The organism is Allomuricauda sp. CP2A, assembly GCF_001683915.1.
GTDB lineage: Bacteria > Bacteroidota > Bacteroidia > Flavobacteriales > Flavobacteriaceae > Flagellimonas.
This window is the reverse complement of the sequence record NZ_LXTT01000028.1, coordinates 1-21879: the sequence shown is the minus strand read 5'-3', so window position 1 is coordinate 21879 and position 21879 is coordinate 1. Positions and strand designations below refer to the sequence as shown.

Genomic DNA, 21879 nt, shown 5'->3' with positions numbered 1-21879 from the left:
GGTGCTATTCGTATTCTCTGAAGGCGGATTTGGCGGCTATGGTAAAACATGATTGGTTAGTTGAATCAGAGAAAACCTATAGTCTTAATGTAAAGAAGAAATATTATAAAGAACTTACCCCAGTAGATAAGCAACTTGTCAACGAAACTTTCGAGCTTTACGGAAGCATGAAAACGGATGTCATTACAAAACATACATATATCAATTTTCCGTATTATGCCACCAATAGCATTATAGCAGAGAGAATTCTTCCAGAAAAGTTTTTTGAAAGAGTTGTAACTGCACGTCATAATGATGAATCTACAGTTTTATTTACTATTGGGTATGAAGGTATTTCGCTAGAGGAATACTTAAACAGGTTACTAAAAAACAATGTCCATCTTCTTGTAGACGTCAGAAGAAACCCCTTGAGCCAGAAATACGGTTTTAGCAAAAAGTCTTTAAGTAGTTTTTGTAGTCGATTGGGAATTGAGTACATCCATATTCCGGATGTAGGCATTGATTCTAGTAAAAGGCGAGAATTAAATACGCAAGAAGACTATGATTTGCTTTTCGATGAATATAAGGCGACCGTACTAAAAGAGGCCATTGAAAGTCAAAATTTTATACTCAGTTTGTTGGAAAAACACAGGCGTATTGCCCTTACTTGTTTTGAGGCCGATACCTGTCAATGCCATAGAACCCACCTAGCTGAAAATTTGAAGAAGTCTCCTAATTTTAAATACGATTTGAAGCATATTTAAAAAAATGGCGCTTACAAAAGTACTTATCACTGTAAAAACCTACCCTTCCCTTTCGGCGAAATACGGAGAACTTGTGTGTACGGCAGGTTTTCTAGAAGACGGTTCTTGGATAAGACTATATCCTATACCATTTAGGAAGCTAAAAAAGGACGAGAAGTATACAAAATACCAATGGATTGAATTAGATATTGTAAATAACGACAAGGACTTTAGACCTGAAAGTTTTCGACCGGCCACTATTGACACACCGATTACACTTCTGAATACAATTGATACCAAAGGCAATTGGTATAAACGCAAACAAATTGTTCTTGGAAAAGTTTATACGGATATCAAGGCACTTATAGCCGAAGCACACGATAAGGACATCTGCACATCCCTAGCCGTCTTTAAACCTGCTAAGGTAACCGATTTCAAAGTCGAGAAAGTTTCGGCCGAATGGGATAAGAAAAAATTAGATGAACAAAAAGCGCTACAAGAACAAGGGAATTTATTCGAAATGGAAGAAGAACCCTTCGAGGTTGTGGCAAAACTTCCATATAAATTCTCTTATGTAATTGAAGATGAAAACGGGGTGTCAAGTACAATGATGATTGAAGATTGGGAAATTGGAGCACTATTTAGAAACACACTTGCGGCAGCAGAAGGAAATGAAGCGGTTGCCGTTGAGAAAGTCAGGCAGAAATACTTCGACTATTTTGCTTTGAAAAAAGATTTGCATTTGTATTTGGGCACAACCAAGGCATTTCATTATCGTTCTAAAAATCCATTTATGATAATTGGAACTTTCACACCGGGTATTGAAATACAAACTAGCTTATTTTAATTTTTTGAATTATGCGTTGTATTTTCTGCAAGAAATCGTCCGGCAGGTCTTCAAGTATTCAGCATATCATTCCAGAATCGTTAGGCAATAAAGAATTGATTCTTCGACCTGGTGTGGTATGTGATGAATGTAACCAATATTTTGCCGTGAAAATTGAGAAACCATTATTGGAGATGAAGTATTTCCAAAATGTAAGATTTAGAAACAATATCAAATCTATAAAAGAGCGTAACATCCCATACAAAACCCTATTTCCGCATAAAGATGGTGGCTGGTTTGATATGTATATGGATGGGGATAGTTTGGGTTTTAGAGGCGATGATACTAAAGTAATAAACTTAATACGCAACAAGAAGGTCAATAAATTAATGTTTGAAGTGGTGGATATGCCTGAAAACAAAAACTACCAAATGTCCCGTTTTCTTGCAAAGACCGCTCTGGAGTTATTTGCTTTAAAAGCAGGTCATAACCAGTCAAATCTGAATGAAGTTATTGATATGTCCGAATTAGACCCATTACGTGAATATGCCCGGTTTGGAAAAGGAGAACAATGGATTTATAGTCAGCGTAGAATTTATTCCGAAGAGGCGCGGTTTGTAGACCCTATATTCAATCCTAAACCCTACGAAGTACTTCACGAATTGGATTTCTTAATCATCGAACCGGGCATATATTATTTCGTTCTTGTAATTATGGGTGTTGAATATGTAATTAACTGTGGAGCTTCTGAGCTGAATTTATTTAATGATTGGTTAGAACGAAATGAAAATCAATCGCCTATAAGGCGTTTTACGGAGAGAATGGTCAAGGAGTAAAAAGCAAGCGTTAGGGATAGCAGCGGCATCGAACGCGGCGGGCCGTTAGGGTTCGTTGCCCAAGAAAGCGACAACGGAGCTCTTTTTGGGCTTACGAAACCTTGGGGCCCGCAAGGGCGATATAGCGGATAGCCCGGGCAACGCCCTAAACCTTACATTGAAATTTCTTGGTTCATGTTTATATTCTGTGACCGTGCACTTTGTGAGTTACATTTCTCTTCTTTTTCCTCCGGTTCGGCATCGTACTTTTCATCAAGGTCGGTATTGATTTCTACGAGCCTTTTCTGAACCAATGCCAGTTTTTCGGTCTTGTCGAATTCAAGTTCCAATACTTTCCGGTTGGCCTTTATGGATTTTTTGTACTCGGCCAGATGTTCCTTTTGTGCCAAGAGGGATTTCGGGATTTTGGATAGGGCATTGTAAACATAGTCGGTCAGGCTTTGCCAGTTGGCCACGATTCTCTTGGAACCATAACCATAGGAGGCATTCGGGGTAAGTACCAATAAGCGGTGGTGCAATTTGTCTTCTACGTCAAGAACCAGTCTTGCATTGGATATAGTCATAATGGTATGCTGGCCAACTTCTTCCCGTTTGGCCTGTAACCTCGAATTAAGTATTTGGCCCAACATATTGGCATCCATGGTATCGGGGCTATCAAGTGCCTTTCCCAATGCACTATAGTAAACGTCCTTTTCTTGCAGCGTGGTCCACAAGGACAGGTCTTTTTCAAGTTTGTCAATATTCTTTGTCGTTCTTGTCAGTTCGGTTTCATAAAAGGCGATATTGTTCTTGGCCTCCAAACGGTTCTTCTTGAAAATGGATCGTTCCAGTTCCAGTTCGTCCAATTCTTTGCCCAATTCCTCTTTTTCCAGATACAACGGGTCGTTCTTTGCGACCGCCAAGAGCGTTTTGTAATCTATGGTGCCCTCATCGTTTACCGCGCCCATATCCAGCCGATTGAACTGTATGGTGCCATTGGTCAATTGCTCGATAAAATTTTTCTTGATGTTGACGTTGTTGAGCATGAGGGCATCGGTACAGTTTTCGACAATGTAAAAGGAAACAACGACCTTGTCCCCAAAATGCTGCTTTGCGCCAATATTGCCTTTACGGACTCCCCTACCGTTTCGTTGGTCGATGTCCGTCGGACGATAGGGAATGTCCACGTGATGGATGCGTACCAATCTTTCTTGGATATTGGTACCGGTCCCCAACTTTTCAGTAGAACCGATGATGACCCTATAAGTGCCTTCGTTCACTTGCTTAAAGCATTCCAGCCGCTTGTTGTCGGTCTTGAAATCATGGATAAATACCACTTCTTCTTTGGGAATATCGAATTCTTCGGTCAGAATGCGTTTGAGTTCATCGTAAATATTAAATGTGTCTTTCGGTACGCCCAGGTCCGAAAAAATGGCCTGTGTACCTTTAAAAGCGTCCGTTTTCCTATAGGTGTCATATACCTCGGAGGCTATTTTCTGCAGTTTGGCATCGCCCGGATCTTCTAGGTTCTGGTTCAACATCCTTGGGTCTATGGAGGCGTTTCTCATGTGGTGCAAGGCAATCAGTGAGAGGGCGCTTTTTTGGTCTTCCGTATAGTCCTTATCCCCATATAATAGGCTGCTGTCCCCCGTTCTTAGAAATTCCTTGATCTGTTCAAAATATTCCAATTGGGCCGCCGTGGGTTTTAGCGTGTGCACATCGAGCTGCATTTTGGGCCTATCGATTTGGTGCGTGGTTCCGTTGACAATTATGGAAATCTCATTGTACAGTGAGGACAACAGTTTCATTTTCTTGAACGAACGAAAGCGTTCGCGAACTTTATAATCCCCCGAGACGGTAGGTTCAAATTCATAGGATTTGTTGGCGAAGACCTGTGCCCATTGGTCGAATGATGTAATGTTCATCTGTTCCATTCTATGCGGGATTAGATATTTGAACAGCACATAGACCTCCGTAATGGAATTGGAAATGGGCGTACCCGATAGAAAAGTGGTCTGAAAATCCCTTGTCTTTGCCCTCTGCAGTGTTCGGATGGCCACCAAAAGGTTTTTACTGCGTTCGGAGCCTTTGTTGGTATTCAGCCCCGCAACCCTGTGGTGCCTTGTTGTGTACATCAGGTTCTTGAACTTGTGGGATTCATCTACCATAATATGTTCAAACCCCATCTGCTCAAAATCGATGGCATCGTTCTGTTTGCTTTTGATCTGGTAATAGACCTGCTCCAAGGTTACGTTCAGGTTTTCCTTTCGTTTCTCCAGACCTTTGAGCACCCTTTTGCCTACATCGTATTTATTTTCGTTGATTACGCTAAGGTCGCGTTCAAGGTTTGCCAGCTCCTCGCTTATGATTTCATGGATGATCTCGGGGGATTGGGGTATGAACTTAAACGTGTCATGACTCATCAGCACGACGTCATGCCGGCCATTTTTTATTTTCTTAAAAAAGGTGTCTCGCTTTGTCTTCCCGTTTACTACCTTATCATGGGCCACCAATAGTTTCATCGTGGGAAATGCATTTAACAACTCCCGTTCCAATTGCACCACGGTGGAGCGAAGACCGATGACCAATGTCTTTTCCGAGAGGTTCAGCTCCTTTAGTTTCTGGGTCGTAAGGGCAATATCCAAGGTTTTTCCAAAACCGACTTCCTTGTTGACCAAAAGGCCTTGGTTTACGATGATTCCCGCAACCGTATCCATTTGGCTTTTGTACGGGGTAAAATATTGCAGCCCTTCAAAATGAAGGTAGTCACCGTCGTATTTCGGATGGACCTGGGCATCGTAGGTATTGTAAAAAATACGCTCCAATTGCGCCTTGATTTCAGGCTTGCCCAAGATGTATGCGGTAAACTCCTTGTAAATAAGGTCGAACTTGATGCGTATTTCCTGCATTTTCGCCTTGTCCGTGCGCTTATATTGTTTCGAGCCTTTTGTGACGTAGGGTATGGTGGAGTTCAATGCGCCTTCCAATATCTCTTTGAAATTGTAATAGCGATGTTCCGTACGCACGCTGAATTTTTTGATATACTCATAATCCGTCTTTTCGATTTTGACCATGTACTTGGAGGTACTCTCGTTATAGGCGATATGTACCAAGGAGCGGTAGGTGTCGAAAATGAAGGCTTGGGTATATTCAATGGGAAACCACGGTTCATGGAGTTTGATATCCAGATCCTCGTAAGGGGTCATCGGTGGCTTTACCTTTTCCAAGGCAACAACAGTACGTTCGATATAGGATTTGTCCACATAGGACTGATATTCCCCAAAATCGTTTTTGCGATAGGCATTCAGTTTTTCGTAAATGGTTCCCGATAAAAACAGGAACTTGGGGGCCAGTTCCCATCCCTGCTCCTTCGGGTCCAAAAACAATAGTTGCAGATCCAAAGCCTTTTTTATGATTTCGTCCTGTTCCATGCCCGTGTTCGAAACCAGGGAATCCAATTTTATTCGATTGAATTTGTTCAGGGAATAATAAATGGCATCTTCCAAGCTGAGCACTTTCTTCGGCTCTTGCGGCTTTTCTTTTGAAATCGACCGGAATGATTTATTGAAAACCTCCGATTTGATAAAGTTTCCGTCTTTCGGTGTTTCCAGCCCCAAAATCAAAGGCCCCTGAATATCCAAGGTCACAAAGGGATAGTTGGCTTTGTCATGGAGCCGCCCGTACTGGAAATTGAAGGCATCGTATTGATAGTCTAGCTCGTCCCTTACCTTGTCGATCTGTTCTTCGGGTGCCCGTAAAAATTTGAAATAGGTATCCCGCAGCGCTATTATTTTTGACAGCCTATCGAACTCCCGGGGCTTTACTTTCAATAACCGTAAACCGTTTTCCTCTTCTACTTTATAGAGTTTTTGTTGCTTGATGGTCAGATTTCCAGGTTTAAGTTCGGGATCGTCAGCACCGGAAATACCGATGGCCGTTTCTTCCGCCTGCGAGGTTTCTTTAGGTTTTGGGGCAATGGCCGGAATTGTGGCCTTTTTTTGCGCCTTTGGTTGCACGGTAAATCCTGCCATCAACGCTTTGATTTCAAGAGCGATATGCGCCAAGCCTTTATCGCTTTTTACGGTGTAGTCCGCATTGTTGTAGAGACCGCCTTCTTCGATAGTTCCAATAATTTGGGAGGTATATTCGGTATAGTAGTCGTTTATCTGAACATTATTTTTCCCTACGGTTTGCTCTGAACTGTTGGCAAACAAGCTGTTTATTTTCTTCTGTTCGTTCGAAGTTTCAATACGCCGGTTATTTTGGAAAACCAGAATATCCGTTACAATAGCCGTGTTCTCTTTGGAAAACGTAGTATCGGGCAGACGCACCCCACCCATAAAATTGTTTCGCTTGATGATATGCTCCCGAATTGGAACGTATTTGGTCCTGTCCATAAAATTCTTGGTGCATATCAAAATGGAAACACCTGAAGGTTTTAGACATTCAAGACTTCTGTAGACAAAATAGGAATGGATATTTCTGGAAATCTTGGTTTGTAACGGATGGCCCATTAGACCGCTGTCGAATATTTTATTGTCCCCAAAGGGCACATTGCTGATGACCAGGTCATAGCTTTTCGCAGCATCGGTCCGGGAAAGGTTTTCAAAGGGAACGCCGAAGATTTTGACCCGCTGCCGGAACCTGAAGTTGTGCTCCAATATTCGTACGGTTAGTATCTCCTTTTCAAAAGCGGTAAACTTCGCGGAGGGATAGCGCCTCAACAATTCCCGAATGAACAGCCCGTTACCGGCGCTTGGCTCAAGAATGGTTTTAGGAGTAAAGGACCCTTGGGTTTTTAAATAGTGGGATATTGCATCGATAATCGGCTCGGGGGTGTAAAAAGAATTAAGCGATCCTTTTTTTAGGCTACCGATAATGGTGTTTGTGTATTCTTCGCCATAATATTTCTCCAATATCCTAATGAGCTGTGCCCGGTAGGCATCATTTTTTAGAATGTCGAAGATATTTCCGAATCCTGGATTGTTGATGAAAAAATGGGATTGATTTTCAGGACTGTGGAGTGCTTCAATCGTCCTGACCAAATAATCCAGGTACTTCTTTTTTGAGTATTTCATTTTGAGTGAGTGAGTTAAGGAACTTGATCGGATGGTTATGTTACATAATTAATCCTTTGTTTTGGTTACTGTTCAGAAGCTTGCGAACTTCTTGCAGATCATTTCTTGAGAGCGTAAAACCCAAGTCCTTTTGTAAAGCCATATTGCATTTGTCCGTTATATTTTCAGACCTGCAAAGAATTCCCTGGAACTCTTTTTCATGTTTGAGAAAATATTCCTTGGCAAGGTCGATTCCGTGTTCTTCGACCATACATTTTCTGGCATATCTGAGCCTTTTACAAATCCATTCGTAATTGTAGTACAAAAGGTTTTCGTACAAATCACGGTTCGCCATATAGTTATCCGAAACCAACTTTTGTGTTTCCCTATCGAATAGAATAACACTGCCGTTATCGTCCCCTTCGCTAAAATCCATGTAGTAGGTAAAATCGATGGTTTCCATTACCTTCTCAAAGGTGTTGCCCTGATGTATAAGCATATTCCGATCCATGCTATTGTTGTTTTATTTGTGCAGTTTGTATGGTTTGATTTTTTTGAAGTTTTGCCAACGCAGTTTGGAAATTAGTACTTCGGGAATAGGTTCGGTTGATGTGTTCCAATACCGAGTCGTCAACCGGTCTGGAATTCATTGCTGACCGATGATGTTTCCCTTCCAAAAAATGCCATTTTCCTGTGCCATAGTGCTTTTTTAGACTGGCCTCATTGGTGTCGGATTTCAAGGAAATGGCATCCGTTTCGACCAAAAAGTTCTTTTTTGAAATGACCTCTTTCGATATATAGTACTTTTCAATGGCCGAGAGCGAACCCGATTGCATCCGGCTTTCAAAATTTTCCCAGCGTAAACGCCCCTTTCCATTTGCCCCGTCATGTTTCCCTATCTGTAACGTTCCATTTTGAACCCCTAGGCGGAGTCCATGTTTAAGATGGGCCAATACTATAATTCCGCTATCGAGAAATCGCTTCTTAAACTCTTGCTTTTCAAAATAAATGGATTCCTGTTTCGGTGCCGTTTCCATAAATGACTGAAAAACAAAATAAAGGTCGGTCGCCTCGGTCAATGTCATTATGGTTTCCTTCCCTTGCGACAAGGACAGATAAAATTGCTGGCCAAAATAGTTTTTGGGGTTCACTAATAGGTCTTCCTTTGGGGAGGAAATACTATTTTGAAAATAGGTGTTGCTATGAAATGTTTGCCGAACGGCATCATTATAGACCCGACAAATCGCCAATTTGTAATCTTGGCCGACTTTCAGAGCACCTATATCGAAAAAAATATGGCTTAATTTAAGTTTATTGCCCATTTCCGGATGCAGTGCACCAAAGTACCGTTCCAATCTTACCGTGTCATAAGGTTTCCATAGGGGAATATTTTCATGATTGCGATAGGCTACGCAGAAAGTTTCGTTAAGGGTGTCAAAGCCCAATTGCATCATGGCCACTAGCTTTTCCCCTTCCATGACCCGAAGATTTCCGAAGGGAACAATCTTGTGGTCTTGTTCTATAAAACGTTCTTTCCGTTTTGCGGCTACCAATTGTAATTTAAGGTTCTTATCTACATATCCCCTTTTTGCAAGCTGGAGTTGTTTCATGAAACCCAATCGTTTCGCATCGTTTACCTCTTCAGGTGTTACTTTGTCGTATTCCAGAAGGCTGAAATCCCTGAAATCGGGGTCTTTAGCGCTCATCCTATAGTTATTTACGGAATGGTACAGCCTTCTTGCCGAACGCAGTACCTTCTGCCAACGTTTTATGCTATTCTTCTCCATCTTTATTTGGATTTATTTGGATTACATGTTCATATATCTTCTTCTTTAAGGCAAGTGAGGGTCTCGGATCGATCTTTACTTGATTTTTGATGGTCTCGTAATGTAAGTGGTAGCCAGTGGAACTTCCCGAACTTCCCACGGTAGCGATGAGTTCATGCTGTTCGACCTTTTGGCCCTTATGGGCCAAAACTTTATCCAGATGCCCATAAAGGGTCTGAAAACCGAATCGGTGCTTGATTATGATATGGGTTCCATAGCCCTTATCGGAATAGAAAATATCGGTAATGATACCGGAGGCCGATGCGTAGACGGGTTTGCCGTTGGATGCGGCCAAATCGATTCCAAAATGTTTTTTTGTCTTTCCGGAAATCGGATGGCTCCGAATACCGTAATCGCTCGAAAGTATATAATCTCCTTTTTCCAAGGGAACGGCGGAAGGGAGTTGCTCCAATAGTACGTGGCGACATTTCAAGTACGTTTCCAGTGAACCTATATAGGAATAATCGGGAATTTGATAGAGATACGTCACGATGCGTTCCTCGATGGCCATCAGTAGTTGTTCCCGCTCTTTTTGAACGGTCAGTGAATCGCCATAATCGGAATTTATATTCAGTTTTAGGCGTTCTTGATACTGGGCCATGGCAACGGTGGCGTCATGCAGTCTCGTTTCCGACATCTTGTGATCTCCCTGTACAAAATACACAAGGCATACAAGCGTCAATAAAAGAAGATAGGCCAACTCCTTTCTTCCCAATTGTTTCAAGCATTCCCAAATGCCCAAGATGATATTTTTTGTTCGAAATGTTGTGAATTCAAAAAAATTCATATATTTGTATTTATAAGCAAATATATTATTTTAATGCAAATACACAAACATTAATAGGATATGATGAACAAATGGCTTGTGGAAGACTATAGGATTCATCTCCCCAAACTTTTTGAACACTTGGGTTTCCAAAGTATTCGAACGGAAAAGACCCATCGCATTTTCGAAAATGCCGGACTGTATTATATAGTCATATATACAGAAGAGGGCTTTTTGTACTATAAGGCCCAACGTCCGAAGGAAAAACTCTCGGCAACAGATCTGATCACCGAACACGTCTCGAAAATTGAGGGCGTACAAAAAGAAATGCTATGGGACAAGGTAGCGGCCTACCATACAAAGGTATTGGAGACTGACGCTTTGACCATATCAAGGGATTGGAAGGGTGAGTTCAAAAAAGTGCCCAAGGATTTCAATCATTTCGATTCTTATAGACTTCCCATCCAAAATAATGGCGAAGGCCTGTACGGTGATGCTGCCGATTTACCCTCTTTTACCGGCCGTATGTTCCTAAACGAAAAAGGGGAGATTCTTTTCCCCCTGTTCAATATGCAGAATACCGTTTGCGGGTATTTCGTCGACGCGGGCAAAAATGTGGCCCCCTACCGGGAATCAGCTGCGAAGCATGCCTTATGGTATTCCAATATACCCAAGAAAATTGACGGACTCTTTCTTTTCAAGAATCCCAAGGAGGCCTTGGCCTTTCATAAAAAATTCCAATTGAAAAACGTGGTGTATATGGCGTTGGGAGAAATAAATTCACAAACAACCGATATTCTTTTTCAAATACGGCAAACCGTTAAAGTGGACAAGATTATGCTTAGTTTTACCGGAGAAAAGAAAATAGAAGGTTATTTACGGGACCTTCATTTCATAACCTTCATAAAGGATTCCGGATTCAAATTGTCGTTGACGGACAGGGATATGGTACTAAGATTCCCTATTGGCGACAAAAAAGCCTTTTCCAGATTTTATGACCATACGAAAAGGTACAATAAGGAACTGGCCCAAAGCTTTTTAAGATATAACAACATACTCGACCAGCATCGATTGAACCGGTACGGAATCTCGGTTTCCAAAAACGAGGAAAGTATCAAGGTGCGATTGCCCTTGGAGACGAACGCCATTAAACTTTTGGTCTGGTCGTACTATAAAAACTATTTGAACAAGGCGATAGATATTCTAAAACCCAAGTCCGGTAATTGGTATTCGGAATGGGAGACCATGGAACATCGATCCAAAAGCGGAAAGGAGGTGCAGTTGAAAGAATATAGAATCGCACTATAAAAAAAATGGAAAAAGGGCGCTCCCGCCCCTTTTCCGTTCCTTAACTAGCAAATCACTCCTGAAATGCTCGTTACTCAAAAGTACTTAATTAAAAATTCCTTAACAATTAAAAATCACTCAAAAATGGAAAAACAAGTAGAAAAAGTGTTCGTAAAACTCAATCAGGCATGGCAGAAAGGCGATGCGGTCGCCGTCAACGACACAACGTACAAAGTGAAGACGGCCGACAATCTGACCTTTGAAATCGATAAGCAGAGCGAATATCTCGAAATGCAAAAGTCTCCTGCGCAGCGATTTGCGTTGGGCGAGGCCAAAGAACGGCTTGAAGGTGCGTATATCAGTTTTGCCAAGCTCCCCGAGAATGTGCAGGATGCCATCGTAAGAGGGGAAGAATACCTCCATAAATCCGCGTATCCAAAAGATGGTGTCATCAAGGAAAGCGTTAAAATGGTGCAAATGGTATACAGCCCCACTTCTGGTTCCCGATTGGATGTTCAAATCAAGCGCAAGGAGGAGGTAACCTTGGCCCAGGCCAAGGCATACAACCACCAGTTTACACAGGCCGAGTTTGACAAAATGGTCAATGAGGGCCGGTTCGTTTCCTTTGAGGGCCGTTCCTCCAATGGAGAATCGTTCACGAAACTGGCCTATTACGAGCCAAAACTGAACGACATCCGTACAAAATCGGCTTTGTCGTCCAGCACCTATCTCTATGGGCAACAATTGACCCAAGAACAGGCGGATTCCTTAAATCAGGGCAAGGAGACGAAAATAACGATCAAGGCAACCAAGAAGGGGCCCTTGACCTATATGGTCAGCTACAGCCCGAGAGCCGAGCGCTTTATTACTAAATCTTTGGAAAAAGCAAAGGTCAAGGATATGGAAACCAAGGATGCGATAACGGTAAGCGGCGAAAAAAAAAAGAAACAGCCTAGCAACGCCATAAGTATGTAATCCAATAATTACCAACTCAATGTAATGGCCGACATGCTTGGTGTGTCGGCCATTTTAAAACCTTTCCATGCAAAGTCCAAACTACGGGGATAACCCGCAACACTATAAAAATTTGATTGCCCAGATCAATGAAGAGGCTAATTTTCCGATGTACCTACATCAGAACGGATACAAGTTGGTACAACAAAGTGCCGGGTCTATGGAGTTTCAAAATGACGAGGACCGCATTGTACTGCAGACGATGCGCAAACCCATGACCTACTTCAACCGGAACGATTCCTGCGACAAGGGCCTGTTCTTTAAATACCTTTTGCAACGTAGTGCCAATTTCTACAAAGCCATAGAAAGCGGTTTGGAAATAACCAATCGAACCTACGATCTAGGGAACACCGTTATCAAAATCACAAAATCGAATGCTTTCTTAAAATCGTTGGAAGAAAAATACAATATAGTCCCGTTACGGAATTCAAACTATTTACGGATCCATCGGGGAATCTGCAAAGCTACCATAAACAGTCCGCTCTTTAGGGGCCGCATTTTCAATGCCTATCACATTAGGGACAACGGCGGTAGAATCGCCAACATCGCCTTTCCCAAATATGATTTGGCGGGCGACCCAAAAAACTATATCCTCTATAACAAGCCCTACCGCAGAAGGGCCGACAATAAAGTAAAAAAGTTCCGTCTTGTATTGAATCAAAAAGATCATTTTCTTTTTCATTCCAAAATCATGGCAAGGCCGACCAGAATTATTTTCGGGGAAAGCGGTATAGACCTTCTTTCCTACCAAGAACTTCATGGCAAAAAGGATGATTTCTACGTTTCCTTCGGTGGGAACGTGCACAGGGAAAAACTACAATTCTTCATGCAATTGATTACGCCAATGCTACAAAATAAAGGCCTCGAACTCAAATCCATCATGGACAATGACATATCTGGCCATGAGTATGACCTAAAGATCTTTACGGCCCTGATCAATCAAAACAATACGGACCTCTATGCGGAAGCCTCGTTCAAAAATGGCAATGTCAGTTTGAGCATCCATTATACTGAAAAAGTGCGAAATCGGATTGCATCCCACAAAAATCTCTTGGAGGAAAAATTGACCTCTGACCTCCGTAGGGATAACCATGTTTTTGGTTTGGTTCGATGTGTGGGGTTCTCCGATAAATTGCTTTTGGAATTCTCTTTACAGGAAGTAATCAATACTACCCATATCATACGGCAACAAAATGTATTCAAGACCTTACTCGACGCCATTAACGGCCTGTATCTCCCTTTTACCGCCAACATCCATAAATCAAACGGAAAGGACTGGAACGACGACCTCATGGTTTCGAAAAAAACAAAATTTATAAAAATGGAAAAAGTCGTACCCAAGGAATTGGGGATTGGCGATCAAATCGAATTGAAATCGCCCAAGGGTCCAGAGGGCGCAACGAACAAAGGAACCATCAAGTCCATAAAGCCAAATGGCGTCGAATGTGATTTCGGGTTGACCTATACGTATGCCATCCCCTATTTGGCCATTGTCTCCCATTTTAAGAACACCGCTTTTCTTTCCAGGGAAAGGGAGGATGAAAGAACAAAGAAAAACGATAACTTACAAAACCATATCGCATGAATATCATGGAACCACTATCGGAAGAACTACAGGACAACCAATATTATGTCGCCCTCTTGGACGAACTCGTCGAAGAGAACGATATCGAACTAAAGCACCGTCTGCAAAAAGCGGATACCTATGCCCAATTCATCAACGATCAGGCCGGTCTATTGATGGATAAGACCATAGACTACATAAAGTCGAATGAAGTATCTTTCGTCCTTGCGTCCAACATAGTGGTAGAGCAATGGAAGGAACGTATGTTCAATTAGTCCTTCAATTTCATTCCAACCCTGAAGTTTTCAACATGAAGGACAAGAATCTGGCTTTTTCGGCAATGCTACTATCCGTGCTGGTATTTACGGTAATAGGTTTTACGGGCTACTATCCCATCCTGCAGGACCGGCAGTTGGATTCCAATCTTTCCGAAATAGTTTATCGGTTCTTGATGCGATTTGGACCCTTACAAAGCCCCCTGAAAAGCAGGGGATTGTTGGTGATGTGCATTTTTGGTGCGGTCTTGTTATACAACCCTAAAAAACAGGAAGGCAAATCGCTCTCCGGTGGCCTTTCGTATTTTGGTATGGGCTGTATGCTTCTTTTAATATCTGCATATTTTAAAACGAACCATATCGGTATGTTGTGGTTGTCCGCAGGTCTCTATTTTTTAGGGTTCCTATTTACCGTGTCCGGTACGGTTCATATTTTCCAAACGATGAATTTCGGCAACATGGTCGATGACGACCCTTTCAATGACCGGAACGAGATGTTTCGGCAAACGGAAAAACGTGTGGACACCGAACATTCGGTAAACATACCTTATGAATATAGGTATAAAGGGAGATTAAGAAAGGGCTGGATAAATTTTGTCAACCTTTTTCGCGCTTTGTTGATTATCGGTACGCCAGGTAGCGGAAAGTCCTTTGCCTTGATCGAGGAAATTATCGAGCAAATGATAGAAAAGGATTTTACCATGCTGCTCTATGATTTTAAATTCGACACCCTGAGCAAAATCGCCTACAACTACCTCAGAAGAAAAAGGGAACGGCCCGAAAATGACAAGGTCCCCCGAACCGTAAAAATTCCGGAATTCTACGTCATAAGTTTTGATAACATCGAAAAGTCGAACCGTTGCAATCCCATCGATCCGTATTTGATGAAGAACCAGTCCGATGCTGCGGATGCGGCCACCGTTATCATGAAAAACCTGAACAAGGATTGGATAAAGCGCAGCGATTTCTTCGCGAAGAGCGCCATAAGTTTCGTTTCGGGACTGATTTGGTACTTGAAGAAGAAATCCGAGGAATTGGGCAAGAACATATGTACGCTTCCCCACGCCATTACCTTATCCATGGTCAACATCGAGTACCTGTTGGAAATCATGATGCAGGACCTGGAGGTACGCACCTTGATGATTCCATTTAAGGATGCCATGGAAAGACAAGCGGGCCAGCAATTGGCAGGGCAGACCGCGAGCGCACAAATTTCACTATCGATGTTGGCCAACAAGGAAATCTACTATATCATGACCGGTAACGATTTTCGCCTGGATATCAACAATCCCAAAAAACCTAAAATCGTGTGTATCCAAAACAATCCTGACCGTTCGGAAGTCTACGCGGCCCCTATCGGCCTCTACATCAATAAGACCTTGCAAGTAGTCAATAAACCCGGGGGAAGACCGTTAGGATTGATTTTCGATGAAGTCCCGACTGTCTTTATTATGGGGCTTCGAAAGATAATCGATACCGGAAGGTCGCACTATATCGCTACCATATTGGGCATCCAGAGCGTCACGCAACTGATCGCGGATTACGGTAGAGAACTTGCGGAGGTTATATTCGACAATTGCTCGAACGTTTTCAGTGGGGCCGCCAAAGGAGAAACCGCAAGACGGATAAGTGAAATATTCGGTAGGATACATCAGGAAAAAAAGAGCAAAACGGTTTCCAATAACGACACTACGGTCAATTATAGTACCATTCTCTCCGAACTGCTGCCGAAGAGTAAGATTACGAGCATGTCCACAGGTCATTTTGGGGGAATCGTTGCCGACACCTTTGAAAATCCCATTGAACAAAAACTATGTTTCGGCCAGATAAGACCTAATATGGCCTCGAAGAAAATTCAAGGTAGATACGATATTCCCGTACATACCCATTTTAAATGCAAGAACCATAAAGAGTTGGTCGAAGGAAAGCTACGACTTATTGGGACCCTTGATTTTTTCGATAATGTCCATGCAATCGATTTCCAGCAATTGGACTATATTGATTTTTACAATGTATATCTAAAGGAGTTTGCCCATAAGCACTATTCCAATACCATAAAACGTATGCAGTTCATAGCATTGGTACGTGAACTGAAACTTTTTGACCACCTGCCCCGTTTGGAAGAGCTTTCAAGAAGGAAAACTTCAAAAGAAGATCTAAAGGCTTTCATTTTTAAGTTAGTGGACCGGATGTACATTGACAAGGAAATCGATAATGTGTTGGATATCAATTTTTTGAAAGTCATTAAGGATATCGATACTTTAGTTCAGGAGGAATATTTGATAAGCACGGGAAAGCAACTCGAATCCACCGTTTTCGATAAAAATAAAATGGGTGATCAGATCGGGGAATCCCTAGAGAAGGAAGAGGCCATCGCAGCGCATTTCATGAAAGAATATCGTAAGAAGCCGAGCAGGGAATTGGCAGATGCGTTCTTAAAGGTCCATCAAATCCCGACATTCGAAAAGGTGTCGGCAAGCCAGGAAGTGAATTTGTTCGCCGCTGCCGAACAAGAGGATCTGGAGGCTTTATATTCGAGTTTTCCGGTCGAAACCAAAGAAGAATAATGAATAGCAACTTAGCATAGCCTCAAATTCACCAATCAAGAATGCCGATAGCTGAAGTGTCATATAAACTAGTAAACTAAATAGTATGGAAGATATAGAAAAAATCATGAAAGGGTCAAAGAAGGACTTTGCTTACATCGGGGAGCGTTTGCGTATGATACGCGAAGAACTGGTCAAGAAGGACACCGACAATCAAATTACGAGTCAATTCTCAATGAAAAAACTTGCGGAGCGTTTTGATATGAATCCCATGACCATCGCGAACGTCGAAAGGGGAACCATTTCCCTTACCACTATAAAGCTGGCACTATATTATTATACGTTGGGCTATAATATGATGTGGATCTTTTCGTACGATAACGAGTTTATCGAAAAGCACAATATCGGCGAGAACGTGGTGTACCAAACGGATGTACAGGAGGAATATAAGGAATTGGAGTCCTCTATAGTGGATGCCTTAATGACCTTCAAGAAGAAAATTTAAAGAGGGGTATCACAATTTGTGATACCCCAAAACCGACCAAATATGACAAAGATCGTATCAGAAACCATTGCCGAAACAATCCATTATTTAAGGGGGCACAAGGTAATCTTGGATTTTTATTTGGCAAGATTATACGAAGTGGAAACAAGATCGTTAAAACAGCAGGTCAAACGGAACCTCGACAGGTTTCCGGAGGATTTCATGTTCGAGCTCAGCGTCCCTGAGATAGATGAACTGGTATCACAGAATGTGATACCCAACAGAAGTATTTTAGGTGGGGCCGTTCCCATGGCCTTTACCGAACAAGGGGTGGCTATGCTTTCCAGTGTACTTAGAAGCCAAAAGGCACTTGATGTCAATATCGCTATAATGAGAACCTTTGTCCAACTCAGAAAGCTTTTTCAATCGAACAAGGAGCTGGAGAAACAAATACTGGCTATGGAACGGAAATACGACCAGCAGTTCAAAGTGGTCTTTGACGCGATCAAAAAGCTTATCGTCAAAGAGACCGGGCCCAGAAAACGTATTGGATATAAGTAACCAGGTTACGATGGGAAATTTAAACTCGTGTACCAATTCAATATTTCAATGACTTTATATTTCAAACCAATAAAATGAAGCGTCCCGCAAAAAAGTTTACCATGGAAGAATTACTTGAGTTCGCCGATTGGTGTAGAAATGGATTGACCAATTCGGAATATAAATCCTTATCAAGTTCAGGACTTCTTTACCCAAATTGGCGTAAAAGTAAGGAAAAAGCCAAAGTTGAGGAAAATTTGAAACAGGCCAGACTATGGTTCAATGCAAGACCTGGGGATATTCTAACAGTAATTTCAAAGGACCCTAGATCAAAAATAGAGCTGGGAGAAAAACTCGTAGTCCAAAAGATATGGCACTCAATACGAGAACTAAACGACGAAAGAGCAAATGTCTATGATGTGAGATTAAAACGGACTAGAAAATCCTCGATAAAAAATATAAAAATCTCGGCATGGAGTGATGGAGTTTTGGTTAACTCCAACTGGCTTTTCGAAAAGTCAAGCTCTTAGGGATAATTAAAGAATTTGGGATATTTAGTTGAAAATAAGAGGCGCAAATAATCAATTTTTATTGCGTCCCCAAAATCATGACATTGGCTTCAACTTCTAAATTAACGACACTAGCCATGTTTTTTGAAACACTTTATTAATAAAATTCTCCGTGATACAAGGAGCTTAAAATAAGCAGGGTATGAATTCTGATGGTCTTTTAAATATTTACGAACAATACTACGAAGCTGAATTGAAATATGGGTTCTTCATCAAGGCGAAATCATGGCAATCCATAGGCCAGGTCATGTTCATAGCCGGAATTGACGAAGGGCAGCCCTTGAGAGGGGAACCACCCTATTTCAACAACCCAAAAGTTATCGTAAGACTATTCTATGCCGACAGTGTTTCGCAGATTACCGAGTCGACCACGTCGCGGGTCGTAGCTTTGGTGGATGGTGGTACTTATAGGTACCAGCCTGTTGTCTGAAAAAGTGTTTCGCCAAAACCAAATCCCGATAAGGTGTCTTTTCCTAGATAAATAAAGATTTATATTTCGAGTAGTCAGTAAACTCGTCCTTAAACCCGTTAAAGACGTCTTCTTCTTTATAATCGCCACCTAGAAGTGAACTGAATGCATAAACACTTTTTCGTAGCAATGAGGCCTGTTCGGCACTAACTTTTCGGTTTGACATCTCGATCAATTTTTCCCGTAAGCCGTTTTCCATATGGTACTCCATCGTTTCAGGATGTAAATTGGGTTGAATACCTTCATAGACCATTATGTAGGCAACCTTTCCGTACCACTGCTTTTCCATTAAATAAGAGACCCATAGGTTTTTAAGCTGCCCTCGTCCCTGCTTTTTTATACTATCCATGGCCGTGCGTTGTTCTTTCAGTACATCATCCAAATTTTTCAGGGAACTGAGATATTCATTAGTGTTTTTACGTAATGGAACACTGACCGGATATTTGGAATAGATGGATGCTACATGGATTTTATCTCCCCGTGCTTCAAAAAAGAAACCTCTGGCATTGAAAAGCCTTATATAATCGGTTGGGGATTTTTCAAATAGGATATTGAATCCTTCCATTGCCTTATGAAAGGCCTTTAAACTCTTTTTCTCGTAACCCGTTCGAAACGTTTTGGTCATGCTCCCATATAATTCCGGCATCAATATCGGCAGGAAAAATGATGTTGGATTTAAATCCATGGCTTTTGTGCTATCGTCCGCTGTTAGCATTTCCAACACCTTTTCATTTTGGTTGATGGACCCGGTGGAAATATAGGCTTCATCGGAATTGGAGGGAATTATTCCTTGCAATGTAAGGGGAATGGAATGTGTGCCAGAATTCAAAAAGGTAACGTTGCCGTGATGATATTTTAGACCTAACCCCCGTAGTAGATAAAATGCGATGTTCGTATCGTTGGTTATGTCAAAAACCGATTTTTCCAGCACCTTTTTAATCAACCCCGTCCTTATTTCCAGTTTTTTGATTTCCCTTTTCGATTCGGTCTTCGCGAATTCGGCTCGAATGTCATCAAACCTATTTTTAAGGGTCTTGGGCAACATTTTTCCGTTATTTGCACCTAGATAGTGGTTCAAAAAAGAATAGTGCTCAGTACGTGCTATAAGTGGCAGCAAGTCCTTAAGATTTCTGTTTACAACAAATTCCGACAATAGCTCCTTGCTTTTATTTGTGCCCAGATACGATTTGTAGAAAGCGTTCTTTATCAGTTTTTTGATTTCAAGGCTAAACTGATTACTCCCAATATCAATGTGGGTCTCGGAGGACTGGTCTCCACTCAATCGGGAATTATTGGGCCAATCGTGTTGCAGGCTTATCTCGGATGCCTTAAAAGTATATCCCGACTTATCATATATAATAAAGTCCGCCAATTGCCTATTCCTTCCATATAGTAGCTGACAATCGATGTTCTGATAAGATTTCAGGACATCGGGCAAATCCTCGGTCTTAATATTATTGAAGAGTTTAAATGTGGTCAGCAGTTGCTTTTCCAAACGTTTTTTGTGCATGGGTAAAAGCTTTGATTTGCTGTATTTTTCAAAGATGGTCCTTAGTTTTGGCCCACTCAGTTCAGGATGGACGACATAGCCGTTTATGAACTGGGTATTGTATTGTTTTTGGTTGTCGATGCCGTAGGCCACCCCTACCCTTCCGCTGGCATGGGTCATCGTCCTTACGACGATATGGTAAGGTTTTGCCAATCGCGCCAGCTCTTCAAAACCCCGAACTTTATATTTCTGCAACAGGCCGTTGATTACATCCTGCATATAGAATTTAGTCCCGTTATTTTCATCGACAGAAAGCTGTAGTTCGGGCAAACGGTACTTCGGAAGGTCCCTTTGAACCTTTGTGCCCGGCGAAGGAGAGAGACCGTATTTTTTCTCCAAAAACCTTTGGGTGGCTACATTTCTATGGTAATCGTTGCGCAAATTGATGAGCGTACCGGATTCGTTCACGGTGGTAGATACAAGGTGTACATGCTCATGGATGGTATCGCTATGGCGTACCACGACGTAGGGCTGTTCCCCGTATCCCATTTCATCCATATAATCCTTGGCAACCTTATAGAACGTTTTGTCGTCAAGATGCTCCCCATGGGGCAGGTTGAGGGTAATATGGGCATATCGACTGGCCGAATCATGGCGTTGGCCCTGAAAATGTAATGTATTCGCGAAAAATTTAGGGGTGGTGCCAAATTCCGATATCGTGTTCTGAAAGCCCAAAATGGTACTTCCGTTCTTTCCAAAAACATAGTTCAATACCCCATGTACGGTCTCGCGATATAGAATACGACCGATCATTTATGGTAATTTTTCACTTAACAGTTCCAAAATTTGCATCAATAAGGTATTCGTTTTTTCGATTTCAGCATCCAACTTTGCGGATGGGCTTCTCAAATTTTTGGCATGTGCAGTTGCTGTAAGCTGGTTTATATTGGTGCCGATCCTATTGATTTGATAAATGAGGTTTGCCGAAGGTCCGGGCAGTTTTTTGGTGTCCTCGGCCTGTTGTTTATCAAGTATCAGCCGCCTTAAAAAAGGGGCCACTACTCCCCTTTTGGTAAAATCGAGGTTGTAGGTTCCCATGGTCTCCTTGACCATTTGCAGTTCCGAATCATTAAAGCGGAGCACTATGCCATGTATCCGCTTTTTATTGCCTAAAGGTTTTCTGCCTGTTTTACGTGCCATTTCTCTGGTTTAACGGTATAACCGCATTTTTCACTTCGTTAGAAGTAGTAGTTTTAAGATACTTAAAACATAACTTGCGAAATTCTCTGAATTTCAATATACGAAATTATTACCGAAAGTAAATGGGATATTTAAGGTATAAATGTACCATCAAATTAATTATGGACATTATAACATCTTGGATAACAGCGAACGATTGTTTTTACCATCTTAAGTAGGGTTGTCAAGACAACCTATTGCCCCCATAACGGATTCATTTTATGATATGCACCATCTCAAATGATAATAAACGATACAGCAAACTTAAATACCGTGCCTGGGCAAAAAAAGTGCATGGGACTTTTTTGTCCCATGGGCTTTTGAGCGGTTCCGAGGATGCCAAGGAGGCCGATAGGCATTTCTTGGCTTCCACAGGAACAAGGGCTACACA

The 21879-nt window shown here is 41.9% G+C and carries 18 protein-coding genes; 12 read left to right on the top strand and 6 right to left on the bottom strand.

The features are described from left to right. The 3 genes from A7D14_RS04145 to A7D14_RS04135 all read left to right on the top strand — a co-directional run. A partial coding sequence (locus A7D14_RS04145) for a DUF488 family protein (RefSeq protein WP_067030400.1) occupies positions 1-743 on the top strand: 743 nt, incomplete at its 5' end. Between the two features lie 4 nt (positions 744-747). Next, a complete protein-coding gene (locus A7D14_RS04140) occupies positions 748-1569 on the top strand; it encodes a hypothetical protein (RefSeq protein ID WP_067030397.1) in 822 nt (273 codons plus the stop codon). An 11-nt stretch (positions 1570-1580) separates the two neighbouring features. Then, entirely contained in the window at positions 1581-2384 is an 804-nt protein-coding gene (locus A7D14_RS04135) for an HNH endonuclease (RefSeq protein WP_067030394.1), read from the top strand. Positions 2385-2536: 152 nt separating this feature from the next. Here the strand turns inward: A7D14_RS04135 and A7D14_RS04130 are convergent, their stop codons facing one another. The 4 genes from A7D14_RS04130 to A7D14_RS04115 are packed head-to-tail and all read right to left on the bottom strand — an operon-like array spanning position 2537 to position 10033. Next, positions 2537-7441: an SNF2-related protein gene (locus tag A7D14_RS04130; RefSeq protein WP_067030391.1), complete on the bottom strand. Its 4905-nt coding sequence runs from the start codon at positions 7439-7441 to the stop codon at positions 2537-2539. Positions 7442-7481: 40 nt separating this feature from the next. Further along, complete coding sequence (locus tag A7D14_RS04125) at positions 7482-7931, bottom strand: hypothetical protein (protein WP_141673213.1); 450 nt, start codon at positions 7929-7931, stop codon at positions 7482-7484. A gap of 1 nt (position 7932) precedes the next feature. Further along, a complete protein-coding gene (locus tag A7D14_RS04120; protein ID WP_116183684.1) occupies positions 7933-9207 on the bottom strand; it encodes a hypothetical protein in 1275 nt (424 codons plus the stop codon). Continuing rightward, positions 9194-10033 (bottom strand): M23 family metallopeptidase, encoded by an 840-nt coding sequence (locus A7D14_RS04115; RefSeq protein ID WP_067030381.1) that lies wholly within the window; start codon positions 10031-10033, stop codon positions 9194-9196. The genes A7D14_RS04120 and A7D14_RS04115 overlap by 14 nt, the downstream gene beginning before the upstream one ends. A 63-nt stretch (positions 10034-10096) precedes the next feature. Between A7D14_RS04115 and A7D14_RS04110 the strand changes: the two genes are divergently transcribed. The 9 genes from A7D14_RS04110 to A7D14_RS04070 all read left to right on the top strand — a co-directional run bounded on the left by A7D14_RS04110 (position 10097) and on the right by A7D14_RS04070 (position 18721). Then, complete coding sequence (locus A7D14_RS04110) at positions 10097-11320, top strand: hypothetical protein (RefSeq protein ID WP_067030379.1); 1224 nt, start codon at positions 10097-10099, stop codon at positions 11318-11320. A 123-nt stretch (positions 11321-11443) separates the two neighbouring features. Then, positions 11444-12274, top strand: coding sequence for a hypothetical protein (locus tag A7D14_RS04105; protein WP_067030376.1), 831 nt, complete (start codon positions 11444-11446; stop codon positions 12272-12274). A 67-nt stretch (positions 12275-12341) separates the two neighbouring features. Continuing rightward, a complete protein-coding gene (locus tag A7D14_RS04100) occupies positions 12342-13898 on the top strand; it encodes a hypothetical protein (RefSeq protein ID WP_067030373.1) in 1557 nt (518 codons plus the stop codon). Then, on the top strand, positions 13895-14152 hold the full coding sequence (locus A7D14_RS04095) for a hypothetical protein (protein ID WP_067030369.1): 258 nt from the start codon (positions 13895-13897) through the stop codon (positions 14150-14152). Before A7D14_RS04100 ends, A7D14_RS04095 begins: the two co-directional genes overlap by 4 nt. 35 nt (positions 14153-14187) lie before the next feature. Continuing rightward, the gene (locus tag A7D14_RS04090) at positions 14188-16719 is read left to right on the top strand and encodes a type IV secretory system conjugative DNA transfer family protein (RefSeq protein ID WP_166247890.1); all 2532 of its coding nucleotides are present in this window, start codon (positions 14188-14190) and stop codon (positions 16717-16719) included. An 85-nt stretch (positions 16720-16804) separates the two neighbouring features. Beyond that, positions 16805-17203 (top strand): helix-turn-helix domain-containing protein, encoded by a 399-nt coding sequence (locus A7D14_RS04085; protein ID WP_067030363.1) that lies wholly within the window; start codon positions 16805-16807, stop codon positions 17201-17203. Positions 17204-17245: 42 nt separating this feature from the next. Then, positions 17246-17743: an ORF6N domain-containing protein gene (locus tag A7D14_RS04080; protein WP_067030360.1), complete on the top strand. Its 498-nt coding sequence runs from the start codon at positions 17246-17248 to the stop codon at positions 17741-17743. A 101-nt stretch (positions 17744-17844) separates the two neighbouring features. Next, a complete protein-coding gene (locus tag A7D14_RS04075; RefSeq protein WP_141673212.1) occupies positions 17845-18252 on the top strand; it encodes a hypothetical protein in 408 nt (135 codons plus the stop codon). A 181-nt stretch (positions 18253-18433) separates the two neighbouring features. Then, positions 18434-18721, top strand: coding sequence for a hypothetical protein (locus A7D14_RS04070; protein ID WP_067030354.1), 288 nt, complete (start codon positions 18434-18436; stop codon positions 18719-18721). Positions 18722-18764: 43 nt separating this feature from the next. Here the strand turns inward: A7D14_RS04070 and A7D14_RS04065 are convergent, their stop codons facing one another. Further along, on the bottom strand, positions 18765-21062 hold the full coding sequence (locus tag A7D14_RS04065; protein WP_067030351.1) for a relaxase/mobilization nuclease domain-containing protein: 2298 nt from the start codon (positions 21060-21062) through the stop codon (positions 18765-18767). Next, the gene (locus tag A7D14_RS04060) at positions 21063-21449 is read right to left on the bottom strand and encodes a plasmid mobilization relaxosome protein MobC (protein WP_116183697.1); all 387 of its coding nucleotides are present in this window, start codon (positions 21447-21449) and stop codon (positions 21063-21065) included. Between the last annotated feature and the right edge of the window lie 430 nt (positions 21450-21879).

Coding starts and splice junctions, on each gene's coding strand:
- A7D14_RS04140 (WP_067030397.1), top strand. CDS start 748: ATGGCGCTTACAAAAGTACTTATCACTGTAAAAACCTACCCTTCCCTT.
- A7D14_RS04135 (WP_067030394.1), top strand. CDS start 1,581: ATGCGTTGTATTTTCTGCAAGAAATCGTCCGGCAGGTCTTCAAGTATT.
- A7D14_RS04130 (WP_067030391.1), bottom strand. CDS start 7,441: ATGAAATACTCAAAAAAGAAGTACCTGGATTATTTGGTCAGGACGATT.
- A7D14_RS04125 (WP_141673213.1), bottom strand. CDS start 7,931: ATGGATCGGAATATGCTTATACATCAGGGCAACACCTTTGAGAAGGTA.
- A7D14_RS04120 (WP_116183684.1), bottom strand. CDS start 9,207: ATGGAGAAGAATAGCATAAAACGTTGGCAGAAGGTACTGCGTTCGGCA.
- A7D14_RS04115 (WP_067030381.1), bottom strand. CDS start 10,033: ATGAATTTTTTTGAATTCACAACATTTCGAACAAAAAATATCATCTTG.
- A7D14_RS04110 (WP_067030379.1), top strand. CDS start 10,097: ATGAACAAATGGCTTGTGGAAGACTATAGGATTCATCTCCCCAAACTT.
- A7D14_RS04105 (WP_067030376.1), top strand. CDS start 11,444: ATGGAAAAACAAGTAGAAAAAGTGTTCGTAAAACTCAATCAGGCATGG.
- A7D14_RS04100 (WP_067030373.1), top strand. CDS start 12,342: ATGCAAAGTCCAAACTACGGGGATAACCCGCAACACTATAAAAATTTG.
- A7D14_RS04095 (WP_067030369.1), top strand. CDS start 13,895: ATGAATATCATGGAACCACTATCGGAAGAACTACAGGACAACCAATAT.
- A7D14_RS04090 (WP_166247890.1), top strand. CDS start 14,188: ATGAAGGACAAGAATCTGGCTTTTTCGGCAATGCTACTATCCGTGCTG.
- A7D14_RS04085 (WP_067030363.1), top strand. CDS start 16,805: ATGGAAGATATAGAAAAAATCATGAAAGGGTCAAAGAAGGACTTTGCT.
- A7D14_RS04080 (WP_067030360.1), top strand. CDS start 17,246: ATGACAAAGATCGTATCAGAAACCATTGCCGAAACAATCCATTATTTA.
- A7D14_RS04075 (WP_141673212.1), top strand. CDS start 17,845: ATGGAAGAATTACTTGAGTTCGCCGATTGGTGTAGAAATGGATTGACC.
- A7D14_RS04070 (WP_067030354.1), top strand. CDS start 18,434: ATGAATTCTGATGGTCTTTTAAATATTTACGAACAATACTACGAAGCT.
- A7D14_RS04065 (WP_067030351.1), bottom strand. CDS start 21,062: ATGATCGGTCGTATTCTATATCGCGAGACCGTACATGGGGTATTGAAC.
- A7D14_RS04060 (WP_116183697.1), bottom strand. CDS start 21,449: ATGGCACGTAAAACAGGCAGAAAACCTTTAGGCAATAAAAAGCGGATA.